The sequence below is a fragment of the Hahella sp. HNIBRBA332 genome, from assembly GCF_030719035.1.
Classification (GTDB): domain Bacteria; phylum Pseudomonadota; class Gammaproteobacteria; order Pseudomonadales; family Oleiphilaceae; genus Hahella.
Window position 1 is genome coordinate 1,099,273 of the sequence record NZ_CP132203.1, and the last position, 21,278, is coordinate 1,120,550.

A 21,278-nucleotide genomic window follows, 5' to 3' on the forward strand; every position below is an offset into this window, starting at 1 on the left:
AGGCATAACGCAGACGGGCCGAGCTCTTCGGCCCTTATCGTCTTGATGGGCCATCCCCCGGAGAATCAAGCGCCATGACGCCTTTATCGCTAGCCATTCTCAGCATTGTTGTCGGTATTTTTCCCTTGTTGATCGCCGGTATGGCGAAGGCGATTGCGACCTCTCTGGGCGGAACGCTAAGCGAAGCGGATTGTGAGGAGTGCATGCTGTTCGGAAGAGACATCAGCCCGATTCTCTACAGAATGTTTGTCTTCGCCTGGTTGAGTATGTTTACGCTTGGCTTAGGCATGCTCGGCGTCATGGGCGCTATTGTCTGGGCTTTGTTGAGCTAACCCTCCCGCCGATCTTAATTAACATATCGTAATCCTTTGATTTAATTGACGGCTTTTCTCTCTATCCAGCGCTTAGGGTGTCATGAAGAACAGCTTTTATGCGGCGCTCGCGCTGATATGTTTTTCCCCGCTGAGAAGCGGCCCAATCGGTTAGTTTTCTTATCCTATAGGCGTATCTCGACATACGCTCCTGCGCCGACCGCGGTTTTGCGAGTCGGCTTTTTTTATTGCCTCGACTTATCAGGCTCATAGTCTTTTCCTTTAGGCAAAACATTTTGCGAATGTGTCATACTCGTGCGCTCGAATTAAGCGAGCAGTATCAGGCTCCGCCTTTCGCTTATACGCCAACTGCCTGACAGAAAAAGGACCTGCTTATGTTAGCCAAATCCTATCCCTTCTATCTCGCCAATGAGCCTGTCGCAGATCCTCGCGGCTGGCTGCCGGTCGAAGACAAATATACCGGAGAAGAATTCACCAAAGTCGGTCTGGCCGATCACGATGATATTGAGAAGGCGATCGCCGCTGCAGAAAAAGCTGTGGCTCCCATGCGCAGAATGCCGGGATATAAACGTCGTGATGTGTTGTTGCATACCGTGGCGCGTCTGAAAGAGCGTTCGGAAGAGCTGGCTCAGGCGCTGGTGCGGGAAGCGGGCAAGCCGCTGAAGGACAGCCGTGGCGAAGTGGGACGTTTGATCGAAACCTTTCAGATTGCTGCTGAAGAAGCCGTGCGCAATAACGGGGAATGGCTGGATCTGGCTTATTCCGAACGCAGTGAAGGCTATCAGGGAATGGTGCGCCAGTTCCCGATTGGCGTCTGCTCGTTTATCACCCCCTTTAACTTTCCGTTGAATCTGGTGGCGCATAAGGTGGCTCCGGCCATCGCAGCGGGTTGTCCGTTTGTGCTCAAGCCCGCCAGTCTCACGCCTATCGGCGCGCTGATTTTGGCGGAAATTCTGGCTGAGACAGATCTTCCCAAAGGCGCTTTCTCCGTCGTGCCCTGTAAAAAGGACGACGCCATGGCGCTGATTTCCGATGAGCGCATCAAGCTGCTGAGTTTCACTGGTTCGCCGGCGGCGGGGTGGCCTATGAAAGCGAAGGCGGGCAAGAAAAAAGTCGTGCTGGAGCTGGGCGGCAACGCGGCCTGTATCGTGGAGCCGGAAACCGACCTGGATAAGGCTATTCCACGCATTCTTTTCGGCGGCTATTACCAATCCGGGCAAAGTTGCGTGAGCGTGCAGCGCGTTCTGGTGCAGGAGTCTTTATATGAAGACTTCAAACGTCGCCTGGTGGCGGAAGTGGAAACCCTGAAGACTGGCGACCCTAAAGATGAGAATACATTTGTAGGCCCGCTGATCAGCCGCAAAGAGGCGGACCGGGTGGCGTCCTGGATCAATGAGGCGGTAGAGGCGGGCGCAGAGCTGCTGATTGGCGGCGAACGAAGCGGCAACGTCATTACGCCAACGGTGCTGGCTAATACTCCGCATCATTGCAGCGCCTATAACGAGGAAATATTCGGGCCGGTGACCGTCTTGGAATCCTACAAGACTTTCGACGACGCCCTGCAAGCGGTCAATAACAGCAAGTTCGGCCTGCAAACCGGCGTATTTACCCGTGACGTGGAAAACATGCAGAAAGCCTGGGAAGAGCTGGAAGTTGGCGGCGTGATTATCGGCGATGTGCCCTCCTGGCGTGTGGATCACATGCCATACGGCGGCGTGAAAGACAGCGGTATTGGTCGGGAAGGGGTGCGTTACGCCATGCAGGACATGAGCGAACCACGCTTGCTGGCGATCAAGCGCCAAAGCTGATTGTGTTGCGAGGGATTCAGGCGCAGTCATTGCGCCTGGATATGGAGTACGTGTGAAAACCCTGTGGAGAGCTGAATGAAAACAGAGCACGGGGGCGAGAAAGCCTCAGATCTATTTGTCAAAGCGCTGGAAAATGAAGGCGTCAAATATATCTTCGGCGTGCCCGGAGAAGAAAACCTGGACTTACTCGAGTCGCTACGGGGTTCTTCTATCAAGCTGGTATTAACCCGGCATGAACAGGCGGCGGCCTTTATGGCGGCCACCTATGGCCGGTTAACGGGGAAAACCGGCGTGTGTCTATCTACTTTAGGGCCCGGAGCCACCAATCTGGTGACCGGCGCCGCCTACGCGAAACTGGGCGCCATGCCGTTGCTGATGGTGACGGGGCAGAAGCCGGTGAAGAAGTCCAAGCAGGGCCTGTTTCAAATTGTCGATGTGGTGGACATGATGCGTCCATTGACAAAATTCACCCATCAGATCATCAACGTAAACACTATTCCCTCGAAGATTCGCGAGGCGTTTCGCTTGGCGGAGGAAGAGCGACCGGGGCCCGCGCACCTGGAGTTGCCGGAAGATATCGCTGAAGAAATCTCCGACTCCGACGTCATGCTGTTCGAGTCCAGTCACAGTCGTCGCCCGGACGCCAATGACCTGAGTATTCAGCAGGCGCTGGAGATGATCCGGAACGCCAGGCATCCGCTGGTGTTGATCGGCGCCGGAGCGAATCGCAAACGAGTGTCTGAAGCGTTGCTGGGTTTTATTGAGAAGACCGGCATTCCGTTCTTCAACACCCAGATGGGCAAAGGCGTGGTGGATGAGCGCCATCCTCTGTTTATGGGAACGGCGGCGTTGTCAGACGGCGACTATCTGCATTGCGCCATCGACTTCGCTGATCTGATCATTAATGTCGGCCATGACGTCATTGAAAAACCGCCTTTCTTTATGGAGCCCGGCGGTAAGAAAGTCATTCACATCAACTTCAATTCCGCCAACGTGGACAGGGTGTATTTCCCGCAGTTGGAAGTGGTGGGAGATATCGCCAATTCGGTGTCGAGGCTGACGCAGTTGCTGGAGCCGGTGAACACCCACGACTTCGAATACTTCAAGCGGGTTAAGGAGGAGGTTGAGAAACAACTGTGCGAAGGCTCTGAGGACAACCGCTTTCCGATCATTCCTCAGCGACTGGTGGCGGATGTTCGCAAGGTGATGCCTGATGACGGCGTTATCGCTCTGGATAACGGCATGTACAAGATTTGGTTCGCCCGCAACTACAAGGCGCACATGAACAATACGGTGTTGCTGGACAACGCCCTCGCTACAATGGGAGCGGGATTGCCCAGCGCTATCGCGGCGGCGATGCTGCATCCCGAATTGCAGGTGATGGCGATCTGCGGTGATGGCGGATTCATGATGAACAGCCAGGAAATGGAAACGGCTGTGCGTCTGGGGTTGAATCTGGTGGTGTTAATCGTCAACGACAGCGCCTATGGCATGATTCGCTGGAAACAGGAGCAGGGCGGCTTTCATGATTGGGGATTGAGCTATGGCAATCCGGACTTCGTTAAGTACGCGCAAGCCTATGGCGCATCTGGACACCGCGTGAAACGCGCCGAAGACCTGTCGCCCACCATTAGACAGGCTTTCGCTGAAGGCGGCGTGCACTTGATTGACGTGCCGGTGGATTATTCGGAAAACCGTCGCGTGTTGACGGAGGAGCTGGCCCGTAGAGTTTGTCTGGTCTGACTGCTAACCATTCTTTTCCTGCTTCGGTCCCGAGCCGCCCCGGCTGGGACCTGCCTCCACAAGTTTGAAGCTACGCCATCTATAGCCTATAAAATATTCAGGCGAATACCTTATGTGGAAGGACCCCGTCCAACATTATGGCCAAATCCCATGCCGTCGGGACCCTGTTTTATAATCTGCTTACCGCGCTGGCGTATTTTGTCACGGGTAGAATTGGCTTATGGCTGACCACTGACAGCACTTATGTCACCGCTATCTGGATTCCCTCCGGCATTGCGCTCGCAGCGGTGTTGTTGGGTGGTTATCGCCTATGCGCAGGCGTTTTTCTTGGCTCTCTGATCAATAACCTGAGCGTTACCCAAGGGTTTCCCGATACGGAAATCTGGCCCTGGCAACTGTTCACTTTTGTCGCCATCGGAGCTGGGGCAGCCCTGCAGGCCTGTTTGGGGCGCTATTTAGTCATTCGCTTCGCGAACTATCCAGGTAGTCTGGCGGATCTTCCTGAGATCATTCGCTTCTTGTTTTTCGCCGGCCCGGCGAGCTGTTTGTCCAATGCCTTGATCGGCAGCAGCAGCCTGCTGATGGCTGGATTTATACCCGCTGAAAATTATGCGCGCTCTCTCGGTGTCTGGTGGATCGGCGATACTATTGGAGTGGTTGTTTTTACCCCGTTAATACTGGTGTGGGGATTACAGCCTCGCGAGTCATGGAAAAAACGCCGCTGGGCGGTGACTTTCTCTTTGCTCGGAACCTTCTTTCTCGCCACGGTCGCGTTTTTGTATGCGAAATCCTGGGAGGAAAGCAGTTTACGACTGCGTTTCTTCAGTGAAGCCCAGGGCTATTCCGCAGCTCTCAATCAGAGCCTGGAGGCGCATCTGGATGTGGCCCGGGCGATTGAAAAGAACCTTCCCGCTAATGCGACAATCGACCGAAGCGGTTTTGAGAAAGCGGTATTCTGGGCGCTGGAGCGTTATCCGGGGTTTCAGGCCATGTCCTGGAACCCTTATATACGCAGCTATGAAAGGGAGGAGTTTGAGGTCGGGCTGCAGGAAGACTACGGCTCCGATATGGGAATAGTGATTCGGCGGGACGGTGAATTACACCGCTCGCCGGAGAAGCCGATTTATCTACCCGTGCGCTATATCTTTCCTTTAGAGAGCAACCGTGGGGCGCTCGGATTTGATGTGTCTTCCAACCCCTCCCGCCTGACCGCTATCGCCGACGCCAGGGCATCAGGAAAGCCGATGATGACCGGGCCAATTCATCTAGTGCAGCACTCTATGGACAATGTGGGCGCATTGGTGTTTTACCCTCATTTTCTCAGCAGCGGGCGACCTGGCGAATCAACGCCATTGCCGAATCAGGATGACGAAGAGAGTGAAGACACAGATTATCCTGACGGTTTTATGGTGGCGGTATTTCGCATTCACTCGTTGCTGAAGCATTTTACCAAATTACTGGATATGGACGGTTACCATATTACGCTTGCCGACATCACAGAACAGCGTTTCTTGATGCATGAAATGACAATCGATAACGGCAAGGTCACTATGTCCACTGAAATCTCTGAAGAAGAAGTCAGTAGCCGGCCTTATCGCTGGGAACATAAATTCACCGTCCTCAACAGAGTGTGGGATCTGGATATTGCTCCCACCAAGGGCAATATTACTGCGAACACTTCCATTAATGCCTGGATTGTCTACGTGTTGGGACTATTGTTCACTGGCGTCAGTGGCATGGTGTCCTTGCTCTTCAGTGGTCGAACGCTGGCTTTGGAAGCACTGGTGGGTGAACGGACGGCGGAGTTGAGGCATAGCGAGCAACGCCTGCGCGCCATCTATGAGCATACGCCGGATGGGTTGCTGACAGTGACGGAGGACGGAAGTATCACGGCGGTGAATCCGGCGGTGGAAAATCTGTTTGGATATGCCTGCTCCGATCTGGCCGGTCTTAATATCCGGGTTCTGATACCAGATTATCATGCGACGACCGTTGAGTCGAGCCAAGTGTCCGTCGCTCTGGAATCGGGGCCAGGTTATTTGCAGGGTATACGCCGCAATGGGCAGGACTTCCCCCTGGAATTGCAAACGGTATGTCTGTCCCAGACGCCGCCGGTCTCTTATCTATGCATAGTGCGTGATGTGACCGAAAGGGCGGAGGCGGAGCGCATCAAAGACGAGTTCATTTCTACCATCAGTCATGAGTTGCGTACGCCGTTGACTGCGATTAACGGTTCACTGACGCTGTTGGACTCCAAGATCGCTCTGGCTACGCCGGACAAGCATGCGCATATGATTGATATTGCGCGGCGCAATACGGATCGCTTGCTCAATCTGGTTAATGCGATTCTGGACCTGAAGAAAATGGCGTCTGGAGAAATGACGTTGCAGCTCAGTCACTTCAATCTGGCGCAGCTTGTCAGCGATGTGCTGGCGCTCAATCAGGGACTGACTCATAACGCTGACGTCAGCTTTAGTTTACAGATTCCCTCTGACTGTGCGGTAGTGGTGGAGGCGGATGAAGAGCGTCTTACTCAGGTGCTGACGAATTTGATTTCCAACGCCGCCAAATTCTCGCCTCCGCATTCGGAAATCGTGGTTGCAATTACGCTGGAAGACCACGTCGCGCGAGTTTCCGTTACGGATAAGGGACCTGGCGTCCCCCCGGAATTCCAGAACCGCATATTCGGTCGCTTCGCACAGGCGGATTCCTCCAACACCCGCAACAAAAGCGGAACCGGTCTCGGTCTTAACATTTCCAAAGCCATCATTGAGAGACATGGCGGCAAAATTGGCTTTCACAATAATCCCCGCGGCGGCTGTACGTTCTATTTTGAGTTGCCGGTGCTTTCTTAAATTATGAAAGGCATTGCCCAGATACAGCGGCAACCGCGCGCTTATGGTATTTGGCGGTCATAGACGACTAAGACTGCTGAATTCACTGCTGAGAATCGATACCATGCTATGACTTCGTTGAACGCGCCATAACCCAAGTTAATGCGGCGCGTCCTGATTCAGCTGGAAGATAAGGGCGTTATGGCTATCAAATTTAATACTTCGACAATCACAAATGGTGTGAAAGGCGCCGTGCAGTCCTCCAAGGAGGCGCTGTCTAATCTGATGTCATCGGTGGATGAGCAATATCAGCGTGTGAAGGAGAGTGTCGGTAAGCTGCAGTTATTTTCCTCAAGCCAGACTGCGCCTTCCTTGTACGAGGATGTGGATGAGAAGCACTACTTTATTGTTCCTTTCCGTCTTGCTGAGCAAGGTTATGTATTGCACACCATGCGCGTGCTGCCGCCGGGCGTTTCGCCGCTTAACAGTCTTCCCAAAAAGCGCATTTTCCACGCGCCGTCGAACTGCTCCAGAGAAATGATTCAGCAGCTGATTGTAGAGCCCATGCTCGCGGAAGCGCCTCCGCCTGAAGATGGAAGCGCGTTTGGCCAATATCTGAAAGAAGTGGCGAACAATATCGACCGGGTAGAAAATAAAGTGACAGGCGGTCTGCTGCTGGTAGGAGGGCTGGTCGCGATGATCAATCCGGTGACGGCGGTGGCCATCGCCGGACACGCCTTGCTACCCACTCTGGCTAAATACGGACTGAATAGCGCAGGCAAGAAGCTCAACGCACTGAACGCCGAGAAAGAGGTTGAGCTGGCGCGTGCGAAGTTGTTAAAGGAGTTCAGCGAAAGTGGGGTGGAGTATGTGGAGAACCCGATACTGACGGAGCTTGTCCTGGCGTTATCGACCTCGGCCGAAGAGCATGATCCGGCGACCTTTGATCTCCAGCAACATCATTTTAATAATCGCGACAACGCTAAACTTATCCATCTGACATGCGCATGCATTTACGATGTTTACGTAGATCTGCTTAAAACCAAGCGCAAATGGAGCGATGCAGGCCTCGGCGCTGAAGATATTCAATGGATCAACCAATTGGGTCTGGAGGCGGATCACTATCGTTCCCTGATCAAGTCAAAGGGAATGCTTGACTGGAAAGCGTCCAAGCAACGCCTGATGACGCGCCTGAGTGACATGGGGCTCAATGAAACCAAAGCGTTAGTCGGGGAGATAGACCACCTTATCGATTATCTGCTGCCCTACATTAGCCGCCAATCTGTCTTTCAGGATGATAAGCACGACTTCCAGAAACTGGTGTTTTCCTGGTTGCCGGAATACATCAATTATTTTTTGAGCATGCCGACAGACAAACTGCTCGAAAAAGAGGGAGATGGTGAATCCTTGGCGGACCGCTTCATCGCGGAGATGGCGCTTCTACAGACCAAACTGAAAGAAATGTCCGCTTCCGTTTATCTCAACAAGTCGACATCTATGGTCAATTTAGGCGACTTTTTCAGATATAAGTTTGATCGCTCGGACTCGATAGCCATGGAAAACCAGAAAGAGCGCGGCTGAGAAAGCCGCGTCTATGCAGTGGGAGTTAAATAATCCGCGAAAACCCCTGTTGCGCCTGTGTCCGGTAGCGGTCGAATACTTTGCAGACGCCGCGGATCAGGAGTCTTCCTGTTGGGTTTACGTGCAGGCCGTCGTGGGTGAAGGTGATCAGTCCGTCTTGCGCCATGTCCTGCAATATTCTTAGTTCTCCCTGGAAATAATGGGCGAAGTCGATATTGAACAGCGTTTCGATGCGGCGGTATTCGATTTTGAAGTTGCAGATCAGCTCTACGATGACTTTACGGCGGATGACGTCGTCATCGTTTAACTGTACGCCTTTAATGACCGGTAGCCGGTTTTCCGCCATGGCCGCTTCATAGGTTTCCTGGTCGTAACAGTTCTGGTAATAGCAACGATCCAACATGCTGATGCTGGAAGCGCCCATGGCGATAAGGTCGCAGTCGCCATGGGTCGTGTAGCCCTGGAAGTTGCGATGCAACTCTCCTTTCTCTTGAGCAATGGAGAGCTCATCGCCGGGCTTGGCGAAGTGATCCATGCCGATAAAGCGATAATCCGCCGCGATCAATTGGTCGACGGATTGCTGCAGGATGGTCAACTTATCTTCTGGGCGCGGCAGATCTTCATCGCGAATGCGGCGTTGCGGCATAAAGCGTTGCGGCATATGCGCGTAATTGAACACCGACAGCCGGTCCGGGGCGAAGTCGATGATAGTGTCTACGGTTTTACGGAATGAGTCCGGCGTTTGCAAGGGCAGACCGTAGATCAGATCAATATTGATGGAGCGAAAACCCAGTTCTCGCGCCTTACGCAGCACGCCCAAAGTGAGCTCTTCGCTTTGAATCCGGTTTACCGCTTTCTGTACGGCGGGGTTGAAGTCCTGCACGCCCAGGCTGATGCGATTAAAGCCAATTTCACGCAATGTGGTCAGGGTCTCGTCGTCGGCTTCGCGGGGATCGATTTCGATGGAGTAGTCGCCCTGATCATCCTCCATAAAGCGAAAGTGCGTGCGTAATGCATTCATCAAATCGCGCATCTGCTGCGGGGCCAGAAAAGTGGGTGTGCCGCCGCCCCAATGCAGTTGCTCCACCAATCGATCTGCGCCAAAAAGCTCGCTTTGCAGGGCGATTTCGCGATACAGAGCGTCGAGGTAGGGAATCGCTTTTTCCCGACGTTTGGTAATGATTTTATTGCAGGCGCAGTAGTAGCAAAGGCGCGCGCAGAACGGGATGTGCAGATACAGTGATAGCGAGCGGTTCGCGGTGCGACTGGCGGCGGCTGCCTCATACACGGCGGTGATAGGGAACTCGTTCTGAAACTCGACGGCGGTGGGGTAGGAGGTGTATCGGGGGCCTTGCAGATCGTATTTGCGGATCAGGCTCTCGTTCCAGTAAATATTTTTCACAACGGCGCTCGCACTTCTAGCAACAGAATGGAGACGTCATTGTATATCCGAGGTTGTCAGTCGGGTTTGATATGCATCAATGCCCGGCGTGTTCAGCGGGAGAGTGCGGAGCGACAGAGGAGTCGAGTTGGTGATTTTCCATTTGTCCGACGAAAAGGCCAGCAAAATGCACGGGCAGCGTCCATACGCCGAACAGGATGAGCAGCCCGCCGAACACGCGACGCACGGAGAGATTGCTCAGCCAGCGTCGCAGGTGGTAAGCGAAAAGCCCTGCGGCCAGCATGCTGGGTAAAGTGCCAAGGCCAAAAGTAAACATTAGCAGCGCCGATAGGGAGGCGTCCGCGTTCGACATCGACCAGGCGAGAGCGCTGTAAACCAGTCCACAGGGCAGCCAGCCCCAGAGCAGTCCCAGAGCGAAGCTGATATGTGGCCCCTGGCGTTCGCCAAGGGATTTGCTAAGCGGGGAGATTCGGCTCCAGAGTCTGCCTCCGAGGCGTTCGATATGAGTCAGTCCCATCCACCACTGACCTACGTAAAGTCCCATCAGGATGATCATGACGGCTGCGATGGTGCGTAACGCCACCAGCAGTGTTTCGTTCAGCGCCAGGGCTTCGCCCAGGAAGCCGGCGAGCAGTCCGATCAATGCATAACTGCTGAGACGGCCGAAGTTGAACAAGAACAGCCAGGAGGTTCTTGGCGAGCCATCTCCACCCTGGGCGAAGGACTGTGCGCCAGCGATGCCGCCGCACATGGCGATACAGTGACCGCTGCCGAACAGACCGATCAGAAACGCGTTAGCGATCAGCAGAAGCTCATGCATCGTGGTTGCGGGAGGTGTCCTCGGAAGGCTGGGTGGACGCTTCCTGTTTGTCCTTCTTGTGCGCGTCGTTGCCGGGAATCATCTTTTCATCATCATCGAACAGGATGCTGTGCGCAGGGCCTTCCAGATCGTCATACTGGCCGGACCGCACCGCCCAACGAAAAATAAATATGGCGACGGTGATGAGTGCGATGGAGAGAGGGATCAGGACGAACAGTATCTGCATAGCGGGGCCTTATGGCTTTTGGACGCCGGACAGTCTAAGAGCGTTGAGCACAACAATCAATGAACTGACCGACATGCCGATAGCGGCGGCGTAGGGCGGTACATAACCGGCGGCGGCCAGCGGCAGGGCGAGCAGGTTATAGCAGACCGCCCAGGACAGGTTCTGGCGAATGATGCGATAAGCGTCCCGCGCTTTCTTGACGCCGAATGCGAAAGTGCGTAGATCGCCGTTAAGGATGACCGCGTCGGCGCGCACCTGAGTCAGGTCCGTCGCGTTGTTCATCGCCACCGCCAGGTGCGCTCCCGCCATGACGGGAACGTCATTGACGCCGTCCCCGACCATGACGACGGTGTCGCCTTCTCGCTGCCACTGCTTCACTCGCTCCAGCTTGCCCTCCGGCGAGCAGGATTTTTCGATGTCGGTCACCGCCAGCTCTGACGCAATGGTTTCGACGGCCGCGGAACTATCGCCGGATAAGATCGCAGTACGCAGACCCTGTTCCTGCTGCAATTGTCGCAAAGCCTCTTTCGCAGACGGACGCAGACTGTCAGTCAGATAGAACAGCGCCAGGAGCTGCTTATCGTCAGCCAGGGCCACGGTTTGATAGTTTTCCGGCGTCACGTTTTGCGACAGAGGTAGATTCTGCGTAGCAAATTTCAGACTGCCGAGACGGTAGTTAGACCCACCGTGAGTTCCCTCGACGCCTAGCCCGGTATGATTGCGAATCTGCTCTGCTGGTCCCTGGGCGTAATCCTGGAATGTTTTGGCGATGGGGTGGGGGTTATCCCACTCCAGGGATCCGGCGAGAGCAAGCAGCTCTGTGTCTGAAAAGCTTGAACGGTTATCGATTTTCACCAGACTTAGTTCGCCCTGGGTTAAGGTGCCGGTTTTATCGAATACCACGCGTGAGGCGCGGGCCAGGGTTTCCAGCGCATGACCCCGGGTAATAATTAATCCGGACTGTCGTAATGCAGTGGTGGCGGTGGTCAAAGCTGTAGGGGTGGCCAGCGACAGGGCGCAGGGACAGGTGACCACCAGCACGGAGAGCGTAATCGCGAAAGCGTGGGAGGGATCAATCCGCCACCAGATAAAGCCAACAATCGCTGCCGTCAGCAGCACCCCAGCCACGAAATAGCTGGCGACTTTGTCCGCCATAGCGCTGAGCTGCGGACGTTCCTGCAAGGCTCTTTCCACCAGTCGATTGATGGTAGACAGGTGCGAGTCCTGATCAAGAGCAGTAACACGCACCACCAGCGCGTTATCAATGTTGACGCTGCCGCTGAGTACGGCGTCTCCGATGCATCGGGGACGCGGCATGAACTCGCCAGTCAGCGCAGCTTCATTGACGGAAGACTCACCCTGCACGATTTCTCCGTCAACCGGAATCAGATCGCCGGCTTTAAATAAAATGAGGTCACCAACGCGAATATCCCGTAATGGCGTCAATTGCGCCCTGGACTGATCGATCTGGTCATTCTGTGTCCCTTGATTGGGCAGTAAGTCCACAAACTGAGGCGCCTTTTGCTTCAGGCGGGCGTTGGATTGGGCGGCGGACATCCGCGCGCGGCTCTCCAGATAGCGTCCCAATAGCAGGAAGAAAGTAAACATGCAGACAGAGTCGAAATAGACTTCCGGTCCTCCGCGAAAGGTGATCCAGACGCTGGCCGCGAAGGCGCCGCCAATCGCAAGGGAAACAGGAACGTCCATGGTCAGGTGGCGTAAGCGGATGTCTCGTAGCGCCGCGCTGAAGAATGGTCGCGCCGAATACAGAATCACTGGCATGGCGACAATCAGGCTGATGAAGCGGAACAGATCGACGTACTCGGGCGTATCCTGCAGCAGGCCGAAGTACATCGGCACCGCGAGCATCATGTTCTGCATCATGCCAATGCCGGCGATACCCAGACGCACCAACATGCTTTTTTGCTCATCGGCGAGTCGCTGTTCTTCTTTCGTCTCGGAAAAGGGATAACCGCGAAAGCCGATGGACTGCAATTGTAATAACACGTCGCTGAGTGGTGTGGCGTCCTGATTCCAGGTCAGGGTGGCGCGATGGTTACTCAGGTTCACCCAGAATTCGTCAACGCCAGGGAGCTTGCGCACGAACTGCTCAACCAGCCAGACACAGGCGGCGCAGGTAATGCCTTCAAGAGACAGGGACAGACTGCGTTTACCGCTGGAGGTGGGCTGAGTGGCGATAGACGAAAGCACGTCGTCTCTGTCGTACAGCGCGTACTTGGAGCGATCCAGGCTGGAGATCGGCTCAGGAGCCTCCAGGCGCTTGTCCCGGAAGCGATAGAACTGTTGCAATCCGTCGTTATGGATCAGATTGGCGACTGCCTGACAGCCGCGACAGCATACTGCGTAATCCTCGCCGCCTACGGTGACATGAAGGTTAATGGAGGCGGGAACGGAATTACTGCAGTGATAGCACTTTTCGGCTTCACTCATTCTCAGTCGGGACAGCTGGGCTCAAAGTGATTTTTGCGTCAGTGGGAAACCAGCTCTCGCCTTTCAGGCGCCAGGCGCCATCAGCGTCGGACAGATGAATGTAACGTCTGCCTTCGATCGGGCTGGGCAATATGCCGTGATAGCCGTCTTCCTGGCTGATCAGGGCGACATTGTAATCATGTTCCGCCAACGTGGGGTGAATAAACTGAATGTTCAGACGCTCCGCCTGCTTGATGGGAATACCTGAAGTCAGAACCAGTTTGATACGCCCGTCTTCATCAATATACGCCTGCGCCGCCAGGCCATAGTTTTGCGCAGTGCGATCTTTGAACAACTCCTGGTTGATCGCCAGACCATCTTTGTAATAGTCGTCTTTAACCAGCGTATCTTTCCCGCGCACCGCGAGAGTGACCATCAAGATGCTGAACAACACGGAAGAGGCGGGCAGGCCTATCAACAGCCACACCCATTTTTCTTTGTACCAAGGCAGAACAGTACCAGCCGACATAGCAGAATTACTCATTAGAATTTAACCGGCGCAGGACCAAGGAAACGACTTTCGGATTCAATCTTCACGGAGGCGTCGTCGACAGCCTGCGCTTTAAATACGATATCATGATTACGCTCTGTCAGCGCATTGGGTTTAGCTTCAATCGCCATTGGGATGGAGCGTACTTCCGAAGGCTCCAACGTGAATTCGCTCTTGCCGGAGATGCTGATGCCATCCATGCCCTCCACAGAAATGATGAACGTGCGCACTTGGTCGGACATATTCATCAACTGCAGGGTGTACGCGTTTTCAATGTAGCCTTTGGCGTTGGTCTGGAATAAGGCGCCGCGGTCGCGAATAACATCCAGCTCGACGGGAAGGCGCGTTCCCAGCTTGAAGGCGAAGGCCGACATCATGATCACCAGGGCCAGTCCGTAACCAATGGTGCGTGGGCGCAACAGCTTGGAGTCCTTGCCTTCCAGCTTCTGCTCAGTAGTGTAGCTGATCAGTCCTTTCGGATATTCCATTTTCTCCATGACTGAGTCGCAGGCGTCGATACAGAGCGCGCAGCCTATACATTCGTATTGCAGGCCGTCGCGAATATCGATGCCGGTCGGGCAGACCTGCACGCACATACCGCAGTCCACGCAATCGCCCAGGCCAACTTCTTTGGGGTCGGCGGAGCGTTTGCGGCTGCCTCTGGGTTCGCCACGGTTGAGGTCATAGGACACCACCAGTGTATCCTTGTCGAACATAACCGATTGGAAGCGAGCGTAAGGACACATGTACAGACATACCTGCTCGCGCATCCAGCCCGCGTTGATGTAAGTGGCCAGAGTAAAGAATGCGATCCAGAAATAGGCCCAGCCGGAGCTGATGTCAAAGGTGAAGAAGTCAGGAACCAATTCGCGGATAGGGTAAAAGTAACCCACGAAGGTCAGTCCGGTAGCGAAGGCCACGAATAACCAGGAAGCGTGCTTGGCCGCCTTTTTCAGCGCCTTCTGCTTGTTCATGGAAGCCTGATCCAGCTTCATGCGCTGGTTTCTGCTGCCTTCAATGCGTTCTTCCAGCCACATAAAGATGAACGTCCAGACGGTTTGCGGGCAGGTATAGCCGCACCAGACGCGTCCAAACAGGGTGGTGATGAAGAAGAGTCCGAAGGCGCAGATAATCAGCAGCCAGGACAACAGCACAAAGTCCTGCGGCCAGAACGTGGCGCCGAAGATGTGGAACTTGCGGTTTGGCAAATCGAACAGCACCAATTGCTGTCCGTCAACGCTGACCCAGCAGAACAGGAAGTACATTCCCATCAGGAACCAGAGCGAAAAGGAGCGGACTTTTTGGAAGACGCCAGTAATTTCCTTGACGTAAATCTTCTTGCGGGCTTCGTAAAGTTCGACCGTTTTGACCTTGGCGGTAGAAGCGTCTTGCGGGTCGATATTTTGGACCGGGATCTTAGTACTCATGATGCTGTCCAAGGTTTAATCACTTTAGCTTTGTCCAAACAGCGAATGACCAAAGCTAAGGAGACTAAGCCGCCGGAGTCCCGCTGGGCGGGCTCCGGCATCGCAATAGTTAGCGATGAGACAAAGAGTAGATGTATGCAGCCAGTAGATGGATGCGTTCTTCTCCAAGCTGATCTTTGAAAGATGGCATGATGCCGCCGCGACCATTACGAATTGTCGCTTCGACAATGTTCTGAGTGCCGCCGTACAACCAGATGCCGTCAGTCAGGTTGGGGGCGCCCATGTCATGGCTGCCTTTGCCGTCTTGGCCGTGACAAACAACGCAGTTTGCAGCGAAGATGTCAGCGCCTTTGGCCGCCATTGCTTCATCAACGCCTTCTTGGCCGCTCAGTAAGCGAACATAGTTGGCGACCTGTTTGACGCCTTCTTCGCCGATCTCGTCTTTCCAGGCGCGCATGGCGGAGCCATTACGACCGCTGGTGATGGTTTCTTTGATTTTCTCTGGGGAGCCGCCGTACAACCAATCATTGTCAGTCAGGTTGGGGAAGCCGGTGGCGCCGTGCGCCGTGCTGCCGTGACAGACTGCGCAGTTGTTGGCGAACAGGCGCTGACCGATTTTCATGGCGTTTTCATCTTTAGCCAACTCCTCAATCGGCGTGGCTGCAAGCTTGGCGAAAATCGGAGCGTAGGTTTCTTCCGCTTTTTTAACTTCCGCTTCCCACTGGTTTGCGGAGGTCCAGCCGAAAACGCCTTTGTAACTGCCTAACCCGGGGTAAAAAACCAAGTAACCCAGTCCGAAGACAATGGTTCCCATGAACAGAACCAGCCACCAGCGGGGCAGGGGATTGTCATACTCTTCAATGCCGTCGAACGAGTGACCCATGGTCTGCTCGGTCTCGGTATCGAACTTCTGGCTTTTGCGGGTGACCCACAACAACCAGGCGCAACCAAATATTGATCCCAGGACGATAAAAGATATCCATCCGGTCCAGAAACTAGTCATGTTTTTTAGTCTCCGCTTCGCGTACTGACTTAGCGTCCGCTTCGTCATCTTCAAAGGGTAGGTTCGCAGCTTCGTCAAACGTTTTCTTTTGTTTGGAGCTGAAGGCCCATACCACTAAGCCGATAAACGCCGCCATGATTAACAGGGTGGCTAACCCACGGACAGTATTAATATCCATTGAACTTACCGTTTGATTGCCGTACCCAGTTGCTGCAGGTAAGCAACCAGGGCTTCAATCTCATACTTGCCTTCAACCATTTCCGCTGCGCCATCGATGTCCTCTTGGGTATAAGGTACGCCAACTTTGCTGAGAGCGTTCAATTTGGCCGCAGTTTTTGATGGGTCCACTTTGGTGGTGAACAACCATGGGAAAGCAGGCATGTTGGATTCCGGAACCACATCGCGGGGGTCGTACAGGTGAGCCCGATGCCAGGCGTCGCTGTACTTTTCTCCTACACGGGCCAGGTCCGGACCAGTACGCTTGGAGCCCCACAGGAATGGGTGCTCATAAACGGATTCACCGGCGACAGAGTAGTGGCCGTAGCGCTCAGTTTCCGCACGGAACGGACGAATCATCTGTGTATGGCATACAGTGCAGCCTTCACGGATGTAAATGTCGCGTCCTTCCAACTGCAATGCGTTCAGCGGCTTGAGGCCTTTAACCGGTGTCGTCACTTCTTTGGTAAAGAACAAAGGTACGACTTCAACGAGTACACCGAAGCTGATTGCGATCACGATCAGAGGGATCATCAAGCCAAGGTTTTTCTCGACGACTTCATGATTCATCGAATTCTCTCCCTCTTAGTTAAACAGCATGTGGAACAGAGTCAGCTTGCGCCAGCGCATCAATTGCCTTGGCGTCGCTCTGTCTGACGGTTTTCCAGGTGTTGTACGCCATGACCAGCATACCGGTCAGGAATACGGCTCCGCCCAGGACACGCACTGCGTAACCAGGGTAGCTGGCGTTCAGCGCTTGTACGAAGCTGTAGGTCAGGGTGCCGTCTTCGTTAACTGCGCGCCACATCAGTCCTTGCATGATGCCGTTGACCCACATTGCTGCGATGTACAGTACAGTGCCGATAGTCGCCAGCCAGAAGTGGACGTTAACCAGCTTGACGCTGAACATTTCTTTCAGGCCGTACAGACGAGGAATCAGGTGGTAAAGCGCGCCGATGGAAATCATCGCAACCCAGCCCAGAGCGCCGGAGTGAACGTGGCCGATAGTCCAGTCAGTATTGTGGGACAGCGCGTTGACGGTCTTGATGGACATCATCGGACCTTCGAAGGTGGACATACCGTAGAAAGACAGAGATACGACCAGGAAGCGCAGAACCGGGTCGGTGCGCAGCTTATGCCATGCGCCGGACAGGGTCATCATGCCGTTGATCATACCGCCCCAGGAAGGAGCCAGCAGAATCAGGGACATAACCATCCCTGCGCTTTGCGCCCAGTCAGGCAGTGCGCTGTAGTGCAAATGGTGCGCGCCGGCCCATACGTAGATACTGATCAACGCCCAGAAGTGAACGATGGACAGACGGTAGGAGTAAACTGGACGCTCCGCCTGCTTGGGTACGAAGTAATACATGATGCCCAGGAAGCCGGCGGTCAGGAAGAAGCCTACCGCGTTGTGGCCCCACCACCACTGCACCATCGCGTCGATTGCGCCTGCGTAAATGGAGTAAGACTTCATGGCGGAAACGGGAATCGCCATGCTGTTGCCGATGTGCAGAACGGCGACAGTAATAATGAATGCGCCGAAGAACCAGTTAGCGACATATATATGCTTGCTTTTGCGCTTGGCGACCGTGCCAAAGAAAACGATAGCGTACGCCACCCAGACAACCGCGATCAAAATGTCGATCGGCCATTCCAGCTCAGCGTATTCTTTGGACGTGGTGTAACCCAGAGGCAGCGTGATAGCGGCCAGTACGATAATCGCCTGCCAGCCCCAGAAGGTGAAGCTAGCCAGACCGTTGGAAAACAGAGACGCCTGACTGGTGCGTTGGACTACATAGTAGGAAGTTGCGAAAAGTGCGCAGCCGCCGAAGGCGAATATAACGGCGTTAGTGTGCAGAGGTCTCAATCGACCGAAGTGGAACCATGGATAGTGAGTATTTAGCTCCGGCCAGACCAGCTGTGCTGCGATAAGCACGCCGACAGCCATGCCCACTATACCCCAAACAACTGTCATGATGGCGAACTGACGCACCACCTTGTAGTTGTAGGTTTCGTTAGCACTTACTGTATTCATTAGTGACTATTCCTACCCTGAGTTGATTAATACGGCGCAAACCTGCTGGCGAGTTCGTTATGCTTTTGCAATGTTGAGTTGTCGCCCAGTTCGAATGTCAGGCTTTCAGGATCCAGAAACCAGGGGCCTCTTTTTCCTCCCCCTCGACAGCGGGCCGAAGCATAAGAGCTGCGCAATAGGGCTGTCAACTGAATATGCTTGGCCAAGTCATTATCTCCACATATTTTTTCCCCTGCTTGATATGCATCAAACGCGTTATAAACCGGAGGGCGGATGCGTTAGTTCAGAAGGGGAGCGTCTGTCTTCGACTTTACTGCAAGGGAAGTCTTAGGGCATGTGAAGCAATGACCAAAGGACAGGAAATCCCTCTCACCCAATGCCTAAATAACTACTAGAAATAATAGATGATTTTTGGCTTATTTCTGGTCAATTTTATATGGGATGACTCCTTCCTTTAATAAAGGAGGCGAGATCGTGATAATAGCGGCCTTCGCGCAAAGATGAATATTTGTTCAGATCGCAGTCTTTATTGGTTTTTGGTTGAGGGAGGGCGCATGCGCTTCATGGTCGACGGTCCGGAACAGGCCGGGAAAGTTCTTTTATTCGCTCATGGCGCCGGCGCGCCGATGGACTCTGATTTCATGTCCTTTATTACACGGGAGATCAGCACCGGTGGCGTTAAGGTCGTGCGCTTTGAGTTTCCCTACATGCAGGAGCGCCGCGATAACGGAAAGAAGCGCCCGCCGGACCGTCAGGAGAAGTTGCTGAGCTGCTTCGCAGGGGCGCTGGAGAACTGCCCTCCTGACAGGGAGATTTTTTTGGCGGGCAAGTCCATGGGGGGGCGCATGGCCAGTATGCTGGCGGCGGATTTACCGGAAGGCGATTCCAGGGTGCAAGGTTGGCTGGCGTTTGGTTATCCCTTTCATCCCCCTGGCAAACCGGAAAAGCTCAGGACTGAGCACTTGGCGGATATTTCACTTCCCGGGTTGGTGCTGCAGGGCGAGCGGGATCCATTTGGCGATCGCTCTGAGAATATGGAGAAGTATTTGAACGAGCAAAGCGCTGTAGTCTGGCTGCCCGATGGCAATCATGATCTGGCTCCGCGCAAGGCTTCAGGCCTGACCAAAGAGCAAAACTGGCGAACGGCGGCGCAGGCGGCGTTGGCCTTTATGCTTCGCTGATTTGCCCGGGGCGATAGGATCGACGACAATAGCGGCCTTTACCCAGCCGCGCATTGGCGCGTCGATGAATTGATGATTGGAAATGCCCGGATGTCGCAAAAATACCCTGCCAGCTCTTCCCGTAAACGCTCTCCTTTAAGTTCCGGCAAATACTCCGCTATCGGACTTCTCGCCTACTGCCGACCTGGATTCGAAGCAGAATGCGCCCAGGAGCTGCAGAATATCGCCTCGCTGCAGTTTGTTTACGGTTACTCGAAAATAGAAAAGGGGGCAGGGGTTGTGTTTTGGCGCTGCTCCCAAGGCAATGCGCTGGATGTGTATAAAGAGATAGAGGTAAGTCGCTGCATTTTTGCGCGGCAAGTGTTTTGCGCGTTGCATGACCTCGAAATTGAAGACCCCACTGACCGTGTTTCGCCAGTGGTCGAAGCGCTGCGCGCCGGCGGCGCCTTCGGGTTCCTGCATATTGAAACGCCGTTGGAAGATGAAGCCGGCTCTTTGCAGAAATTAGCCAGGAAGCTGACGGCGCCGATGAGCGCGGCGTTGCGCAACGCGGGCGTGCTGAGCAAAACCAAGACGGATGAACTGCCTCAACTGCACTTGGTATGTTTGTCCGGTCAGCACATTATCGCCGCTTTGGCGATGTATCCCAACAGCAGCGCCTTACCGCTCGGTATTCCCCGTCTGCGGTTTCGCAATGAGGCTCCGAGTCGTTCCGCTCTGAAAATAGAAGAGGCGTTTCTCACCATGTTGACCCCTGCGGAACGTGAGTTCGTACTGAAGCGCGGTCAGCGGGGCGTGGATCTGGGCGCGGCGCCAGGCGGTTGGACCTGGTATATGGTGACTCAGGGCGTGAAGATGACGGCGGTCGATCATGGCGCTTTGCAGCAGGAACTTCTGGAAGATCCGGCGGTGACTTACGTCAGCGACGACGGATATGTCTATAAGCCACAGAAAAAAGTCGATTGGGTCGTATGCGATATCGTGGATAAGCCGAAACGGACGCTGGAGCGAATGGCGGATTGGTTGTGTTACGACTGGACCACCTATGCGTTGTTCAATCTCAAGTTGCCGATGAAAACGCGGATGGATGAAGTGGAGGCCTGTTTGCAACGGTTGCAGGAACGCCTTGTCGGTGCTGATATTGAGTCGGAAGTGCGCGTGAAGCAGTTATATCATGATCGCGAAGAAGTCACCGTGTTGGCGCTCACCGGACACTTTTTGACTGCGTTTCAGAAGCATTAACGCGCTGCTTGCGAGGATTGCAATCAGCGACGCTCGGGGGCTCAGGCCCCCGAGTCTCTGTTTGCTGCTCAGCCGGCTTTTCTTTAGGAGTGTTCCAGGATGGTGACTTTTTCTTCCCGGTCCATCATCGGAATCAGCTCCGCCATCAGCCTCTTACGCTCATCCGAGGTCTGCCAGGATTGCCAATCCTGCACTGAACGCCAAGTGGACCAAATCACCCGGTAATTGGGTTCGTTGGCGTTGCGCAGCGATTCACCAGATAGAAATCCGGGCGCCTGCACCGCCGCCTGCAGGATTTTTTTCGCGGTGTATTCGTAATTGGTTTCCAGGGTCTTGGCGATATGGCGCTCAATCAGCACGCGGATCATGAAGCTGTCCTCCGGTTTAGCAATGTTTGTTGTTATGAGTATAACAAGCAATCCCAAGCAATTGAGGCCGATGCGGCATT

18 protein-coding genes are annotated in these 21,278 nt (G+C 54.3%); 7 read left to right on the top strand and 11 right to left on the bottom strand.

Going from position 1 to position 21,278, the window contains the following annotated elements:
* Nucleotides 1-74: 74 nt before the first annotated feature.
* From O5O45_RS05155 to O5O45_RS05175, 5 genes are all read left to right on the top strand, one after another.
* Nucleotides 75-332 carry a hypothetical protein gene (locus O5O45_RS05155; protein WP_305904181.1) on the top strand — a complete coding sequence of 86 codons (258 nt, stop codon included), beginning with the start codon at nt 75-77 and terminating at the stop codon, nt 330-332.
* 374 nt (nt 333-706) lie between these two features.
* On the top strand, nt 707-2,140 hold the full coding sequence (locus O5O45_RS05160; protein WP_305904182.1) for an aldehyde dehydrogenase family protein: 1,434 nt from the start codon (nt 707-709) through the stop codon (nt 2,138-2,140).
* Nucleotides 2,141-2,215: 75 nt separating this feature from the next.
* Nucleotides 2,216-3,883 (top strand): acetolactate synthase large subunit, encoded by a 1,668-nt coding sequence (locus tag O5O45_RS05165; protein WP_305904183.1) that lies wholly within the window; start codon nt 2,216-2,218, stop codon nt 3,881-3,883.
* Between the two features lie 137 nt (nt 3,884-4,020).
* Entirely contained in the window at nt 4,021-6,738 is a 2,718-nt protein-coding gene (locus O5O45_RS05170) for a CHASE domain-containing protein (protein WP_305904184.1), read from the top strand.
* A 180-nt stretch (nt 6,739-6,918) separates the two neighbouring features.
* A complete protein-coding gene (locus O5O45_RS05175) occupies nt 6,919-8,298 on the top strand; it encodes a hypothetical protein (protein ID WP_305904185.1) in 1,380 nt (459 codons plus the stop codon).
* Nucleotides 8,299-8,323: 25 nt separating this feature from the next.
* Here O5O45_RS05175 and hemN read toward each other — a convergent pair whose 3' ends face one another.
* The 10 genes from hemN to ccoN form a co-directional block, all read right to left on the bottom strand.
* Complete coding sequence (hemN, locus tag O5O45_RS05180; protein ID WP_305904186.1) at nt 8,324-9,700, bottom strand: oxygen-independent coproporphyrinogen III oxidase; 1,377 nt, start codon at nt 9,698-9,700, stop codon at nt 8,324-8,326.
* A gap of 76 nt (nt 9,701-9,776) precedes the next feature.
* Complete coding sequence (locus O5O45_RS05185) at nt 9,777-10,520, bottom strand: sulfite exporter TauE/SafE family protein (RefSeq protein ID WP_305904187.1); 744 nt, start codon at nt 10,518-10,520, stop codon at nt 9,777-9,779.
* Nucleotides 10,513-10,746 (bottom strand): cbb3-type cytochrome oxidase assembly protein CcoS, encoded by a 234-nt coding sequence (ccoS, locus tag O5O45_RS05190; protein ID WP_305904188.1) that lies wholly within the window; start codon nt 10,744-10,746, stop codon nt 10,513-10,515. The genes O5O45_RS05185 and ccoS overlap by 8 nt, the downstream gene beginning before the upstream one ends.
* 9 nt (nt 10,747-10,755) lie before the next feature.
* Nucleotides 10,756-13,197 (bottom strand): heavy metal translocating P-type ATPase, encoded by a 2,442-nt coding sequence (locus O5O45_RS05195; RefSeq protein WP_305904189.1) that lies wholly within the window; start codon nt 13,195-13,197, stop codon nt 10,756-10,758.
* Nucleotides 13,190-13,720: a FixH family protein gene (locus O5O45_RS05200; RefSeq protein WP_305904190.1), complete on the bottom strand. Its 531-nt coding sequence runs from the start codon at nt 13,718-13,720 to the stop codon at nt 13,190-13,192. Before O5O45_RS05200 ends, O5O45_RS05195 begins: the two co-directional genes overlap by 8 nt.
* Nucleotides 13,720-15,153, bottom strand: coding sequence for a cytochrome c oxidase accessory protein CcoG (ccoG, locus tag O5O45_RS05205; RefSeq protein WP_305904191.1), 1,434 nt, complete (start codon nt 15,151-15,153; stop codon nt 13,720-13,722). The genes O5O45_RS05200 and ccoG overlap by 1 nt, the downstream gene beginning before the upstream one ends.
* A 109-nt stretch (nt 15,154-15,262) precedes the next feature.
* On the bottom strand, nt 15,263-16,156 hold the full coding sequence (gene ccoP, locus O5O45_RS05210; protein WP_305904192.1) for a cytochrome-c oxidase, cbb3-type subunit III: 894 nt from the start codon (nt 16,154-16,156) through the stop codon (nt 15,263-15,265).
* Entirely contained in the window at nt 16,149-16,334 is a 186-nt protein-coding gene (locus O5O45_RS05215; protein ID WP_305904193.1) for a cbb3-type cytochrome oxidase subunit 3, read from the bottom strand. The genes ccoP and O5O45_RS05215 overlap by 8 nt, the downstream gene beginning before the upstream one ends.
* A 5-nt stretch (nt 16,335-16,339) precedes the next feature.
* The gene (ccoO, locus tag O5O45_RS05220; RefSeq protein WP_305904194.1) at nt 16,340-16,942 is read right to left on the bottom strand and encodes a cytochrome-c oxidase, cbb3-type subunit II; all 603 of its coding nucleotides are present in this window, start codon (nt 16,940-16,942) and stop codon (nt 16,340-16,342) included.
* Between the two features lie 19 nt (nt 16,943-16,961).
* Nucleotides 16,962-18,407, bottom strand: coding sequence for a cytochrome-c oxidase, cbb3-type subunit I (ccoN, locus tag O5O45_RS05225; RefSeq protein ID WP_305904195.1), 1,446 nt, complete (start codon nt 18,405-18,407; stop codon nt 16,962-16,964).
* Nucleotides 18,408-18,961: 554 nt separating this feature from the next.
* Here ccoN and O5O45_RS05230 point away from each other — a divergent pair.
* Together O5O45_RS05230 and rlmM are read left to right on the top strand one after the other, a co-directional pair.
* Nucleotides 18,962-19,588, top strand: coding sequence for an alpha/beta family hydrolase (locus O5O45_RS05230; protein ID WP_305904196.1), 627 nt, complete (start codon nt 18,962-18,964; stop codon nt 19,586-19,588).
* Nucleotides 19,589-19,678: 90 nt separating this feature from the next.
* Nucleotides 19,679-20,830: a 23S rRNA (cytidine(2498)-2'-O)-methyltransferase RlmM gene (gene rlmM, locus O5O45_RS05235; RefSeq protein WP_305904197.1), complete on the top strand. Its 1,152-nt coding sequence runs from the start codon at nt 19,679-19,681 to the stop codon at nt 20,828-20,830.
* 83 nt (nt 20,831-20,913) lie between these two features.
* On the opposite strand, the gene O5O45_RS05240 is transcribed toward rlmM, so the two are convergent.
* Entirely contained in the window at nt 20,914-21,198 is a 285-nt protein-coding gene (locus O5O45_RS05240) for an antibiotic biosynthesis monooxygenase family protein (RefSeq protein ID WP_305904198.1), read from the bottom strand.
* Between the last annotated feature and the right edge of the window lie 80 nt (nt 21,199-21,278).

What these genes read in the sequence shown, in the direction of transcription:
- O5O45_RS05155 (WP_305904181.1), top strand. Translation starts at nt 75, where the DNA reads ATGACGCCTTTATCGCTAGCCATTCTCAGCATTGTTGTCGGTATTTTT.
- O5O45_RS05160 (WP_305904182.1), top strand. Translation starts at nt 707, where the DNA reads ATGTTAGCCAAATCCTATCCCTTCTATCTCGCCAATGAGCCTGTCGCA.
- O5O45_RS05165 (WP_305904183.1), top strand. Translation starts at nt 2,216, where the DNA reads ATGAAAACAGAGCACGGGGGCGAGAAAGCCTCAGATCTATTTGTCAAA.
- O5O45_RS05170 (WP_305904184.1), top strand. Translation starts at nt 4,021, where the DNA reads ATGGCCAAATCCCATGCCGTCGGGACCCTGTTTTATAATCTGCTTACC.
- O5O45_RS05175 (WP_305904185.1), top strand. Translation starts at nt 6,919, where the DNA reads ATGGCTATCAAATTTAATACTTCGACAATCACAAATGGTGTGAAAGGC.
- O5O45_RS05185 (WP_305904187.1), bottom strand. Translation starts at nt 10,520, where the DNA reads ATGCATGAGCTTCTGCTGATCGCTAACGCGTTTCTGATCGGTCTGTTC.
- ccoS (WP_305904188.1), bottom strand. Translation starts at nt 10,746, where the DNA reads ATGCAGATACTGTTCGTCCTGATCCCTCTCTCCATCGCACTCATCACC.
- O5O45_RS05195 (WP_305904189.1), bottom strand. Translation starts at nt 13,197, where the DNA reads ATGAGTGAAGCCGAAAAGTGCTATCACTGCAGTAATTCCGTTCCCGCC.
- O5O45_RS05200 (WP_305904190.1), bottom strand. Translation starts at nt 13,720, where the DNA reads ATGAGTAATTCTGCTATGTCGGCTGGTACTGTTCTGCCTTGGTACAAA.
- ccoG (WP_305904191.1), bottom strand. Translation starts at nt 15,153, where the DNA reads ATGAGTACTAAGATCCCGGTCCAAAATATCGACCCGCAAGACGCTTCT.
- ccoP (WP_305904192.1), bottom strand. Translation starts at nt 16,156, where the DNA reads ATGACTAGTTTCTGGACCGGATGGATATCTTTTATCGTCCTGGGATCA.
- O5O45_RS05215 (WP_305904193.1), bottom strand. Translation starts at nt 16,334, where the DNA reads ATGGATATTAATACTGTCCGTGGGTTAGCCACCCTGTTAATCATGGCG.
- ccoO (WP_305904194.1), bottom strand. Translation starts at nt 16,942, where the DNA reads ATGAATCATGAAGTCGTCGAGAAAAACCTTGGCTTGATGATCCCTCTG.
- ccoN (WP_305904195.1), bottom strand. Translation starts at nt 18,407, where the DNA reads ATGAATACAGTAAGTGCTAACGAAACCTACAACTACAAGGTGGTGCGT.
- O5O45_RS05230 (WP_305904196.1), top strand. Translation starts at nt 18,962, where the DNA reads ATGCGCTTCATGGTCGACGGTCCGGAACAGGCCGGGAAAGTTCTTTTA.
- rlmM (WP_305904197.1), top strand. Translation starts at nt 19,679, where the DNA reads ATGTCGCAAAAATACCCTGCCAGCTCTTCCCGTAAACGCTCTCCTTTA.
- O5O45_RS05240 (WP_305904198.1), bottom strand. Translation starts at nt 21,198, where the DNA reads ATGATCCGCGTGCTGATTGAGCGCCATATCGCCAAGACCCTGGAAACC.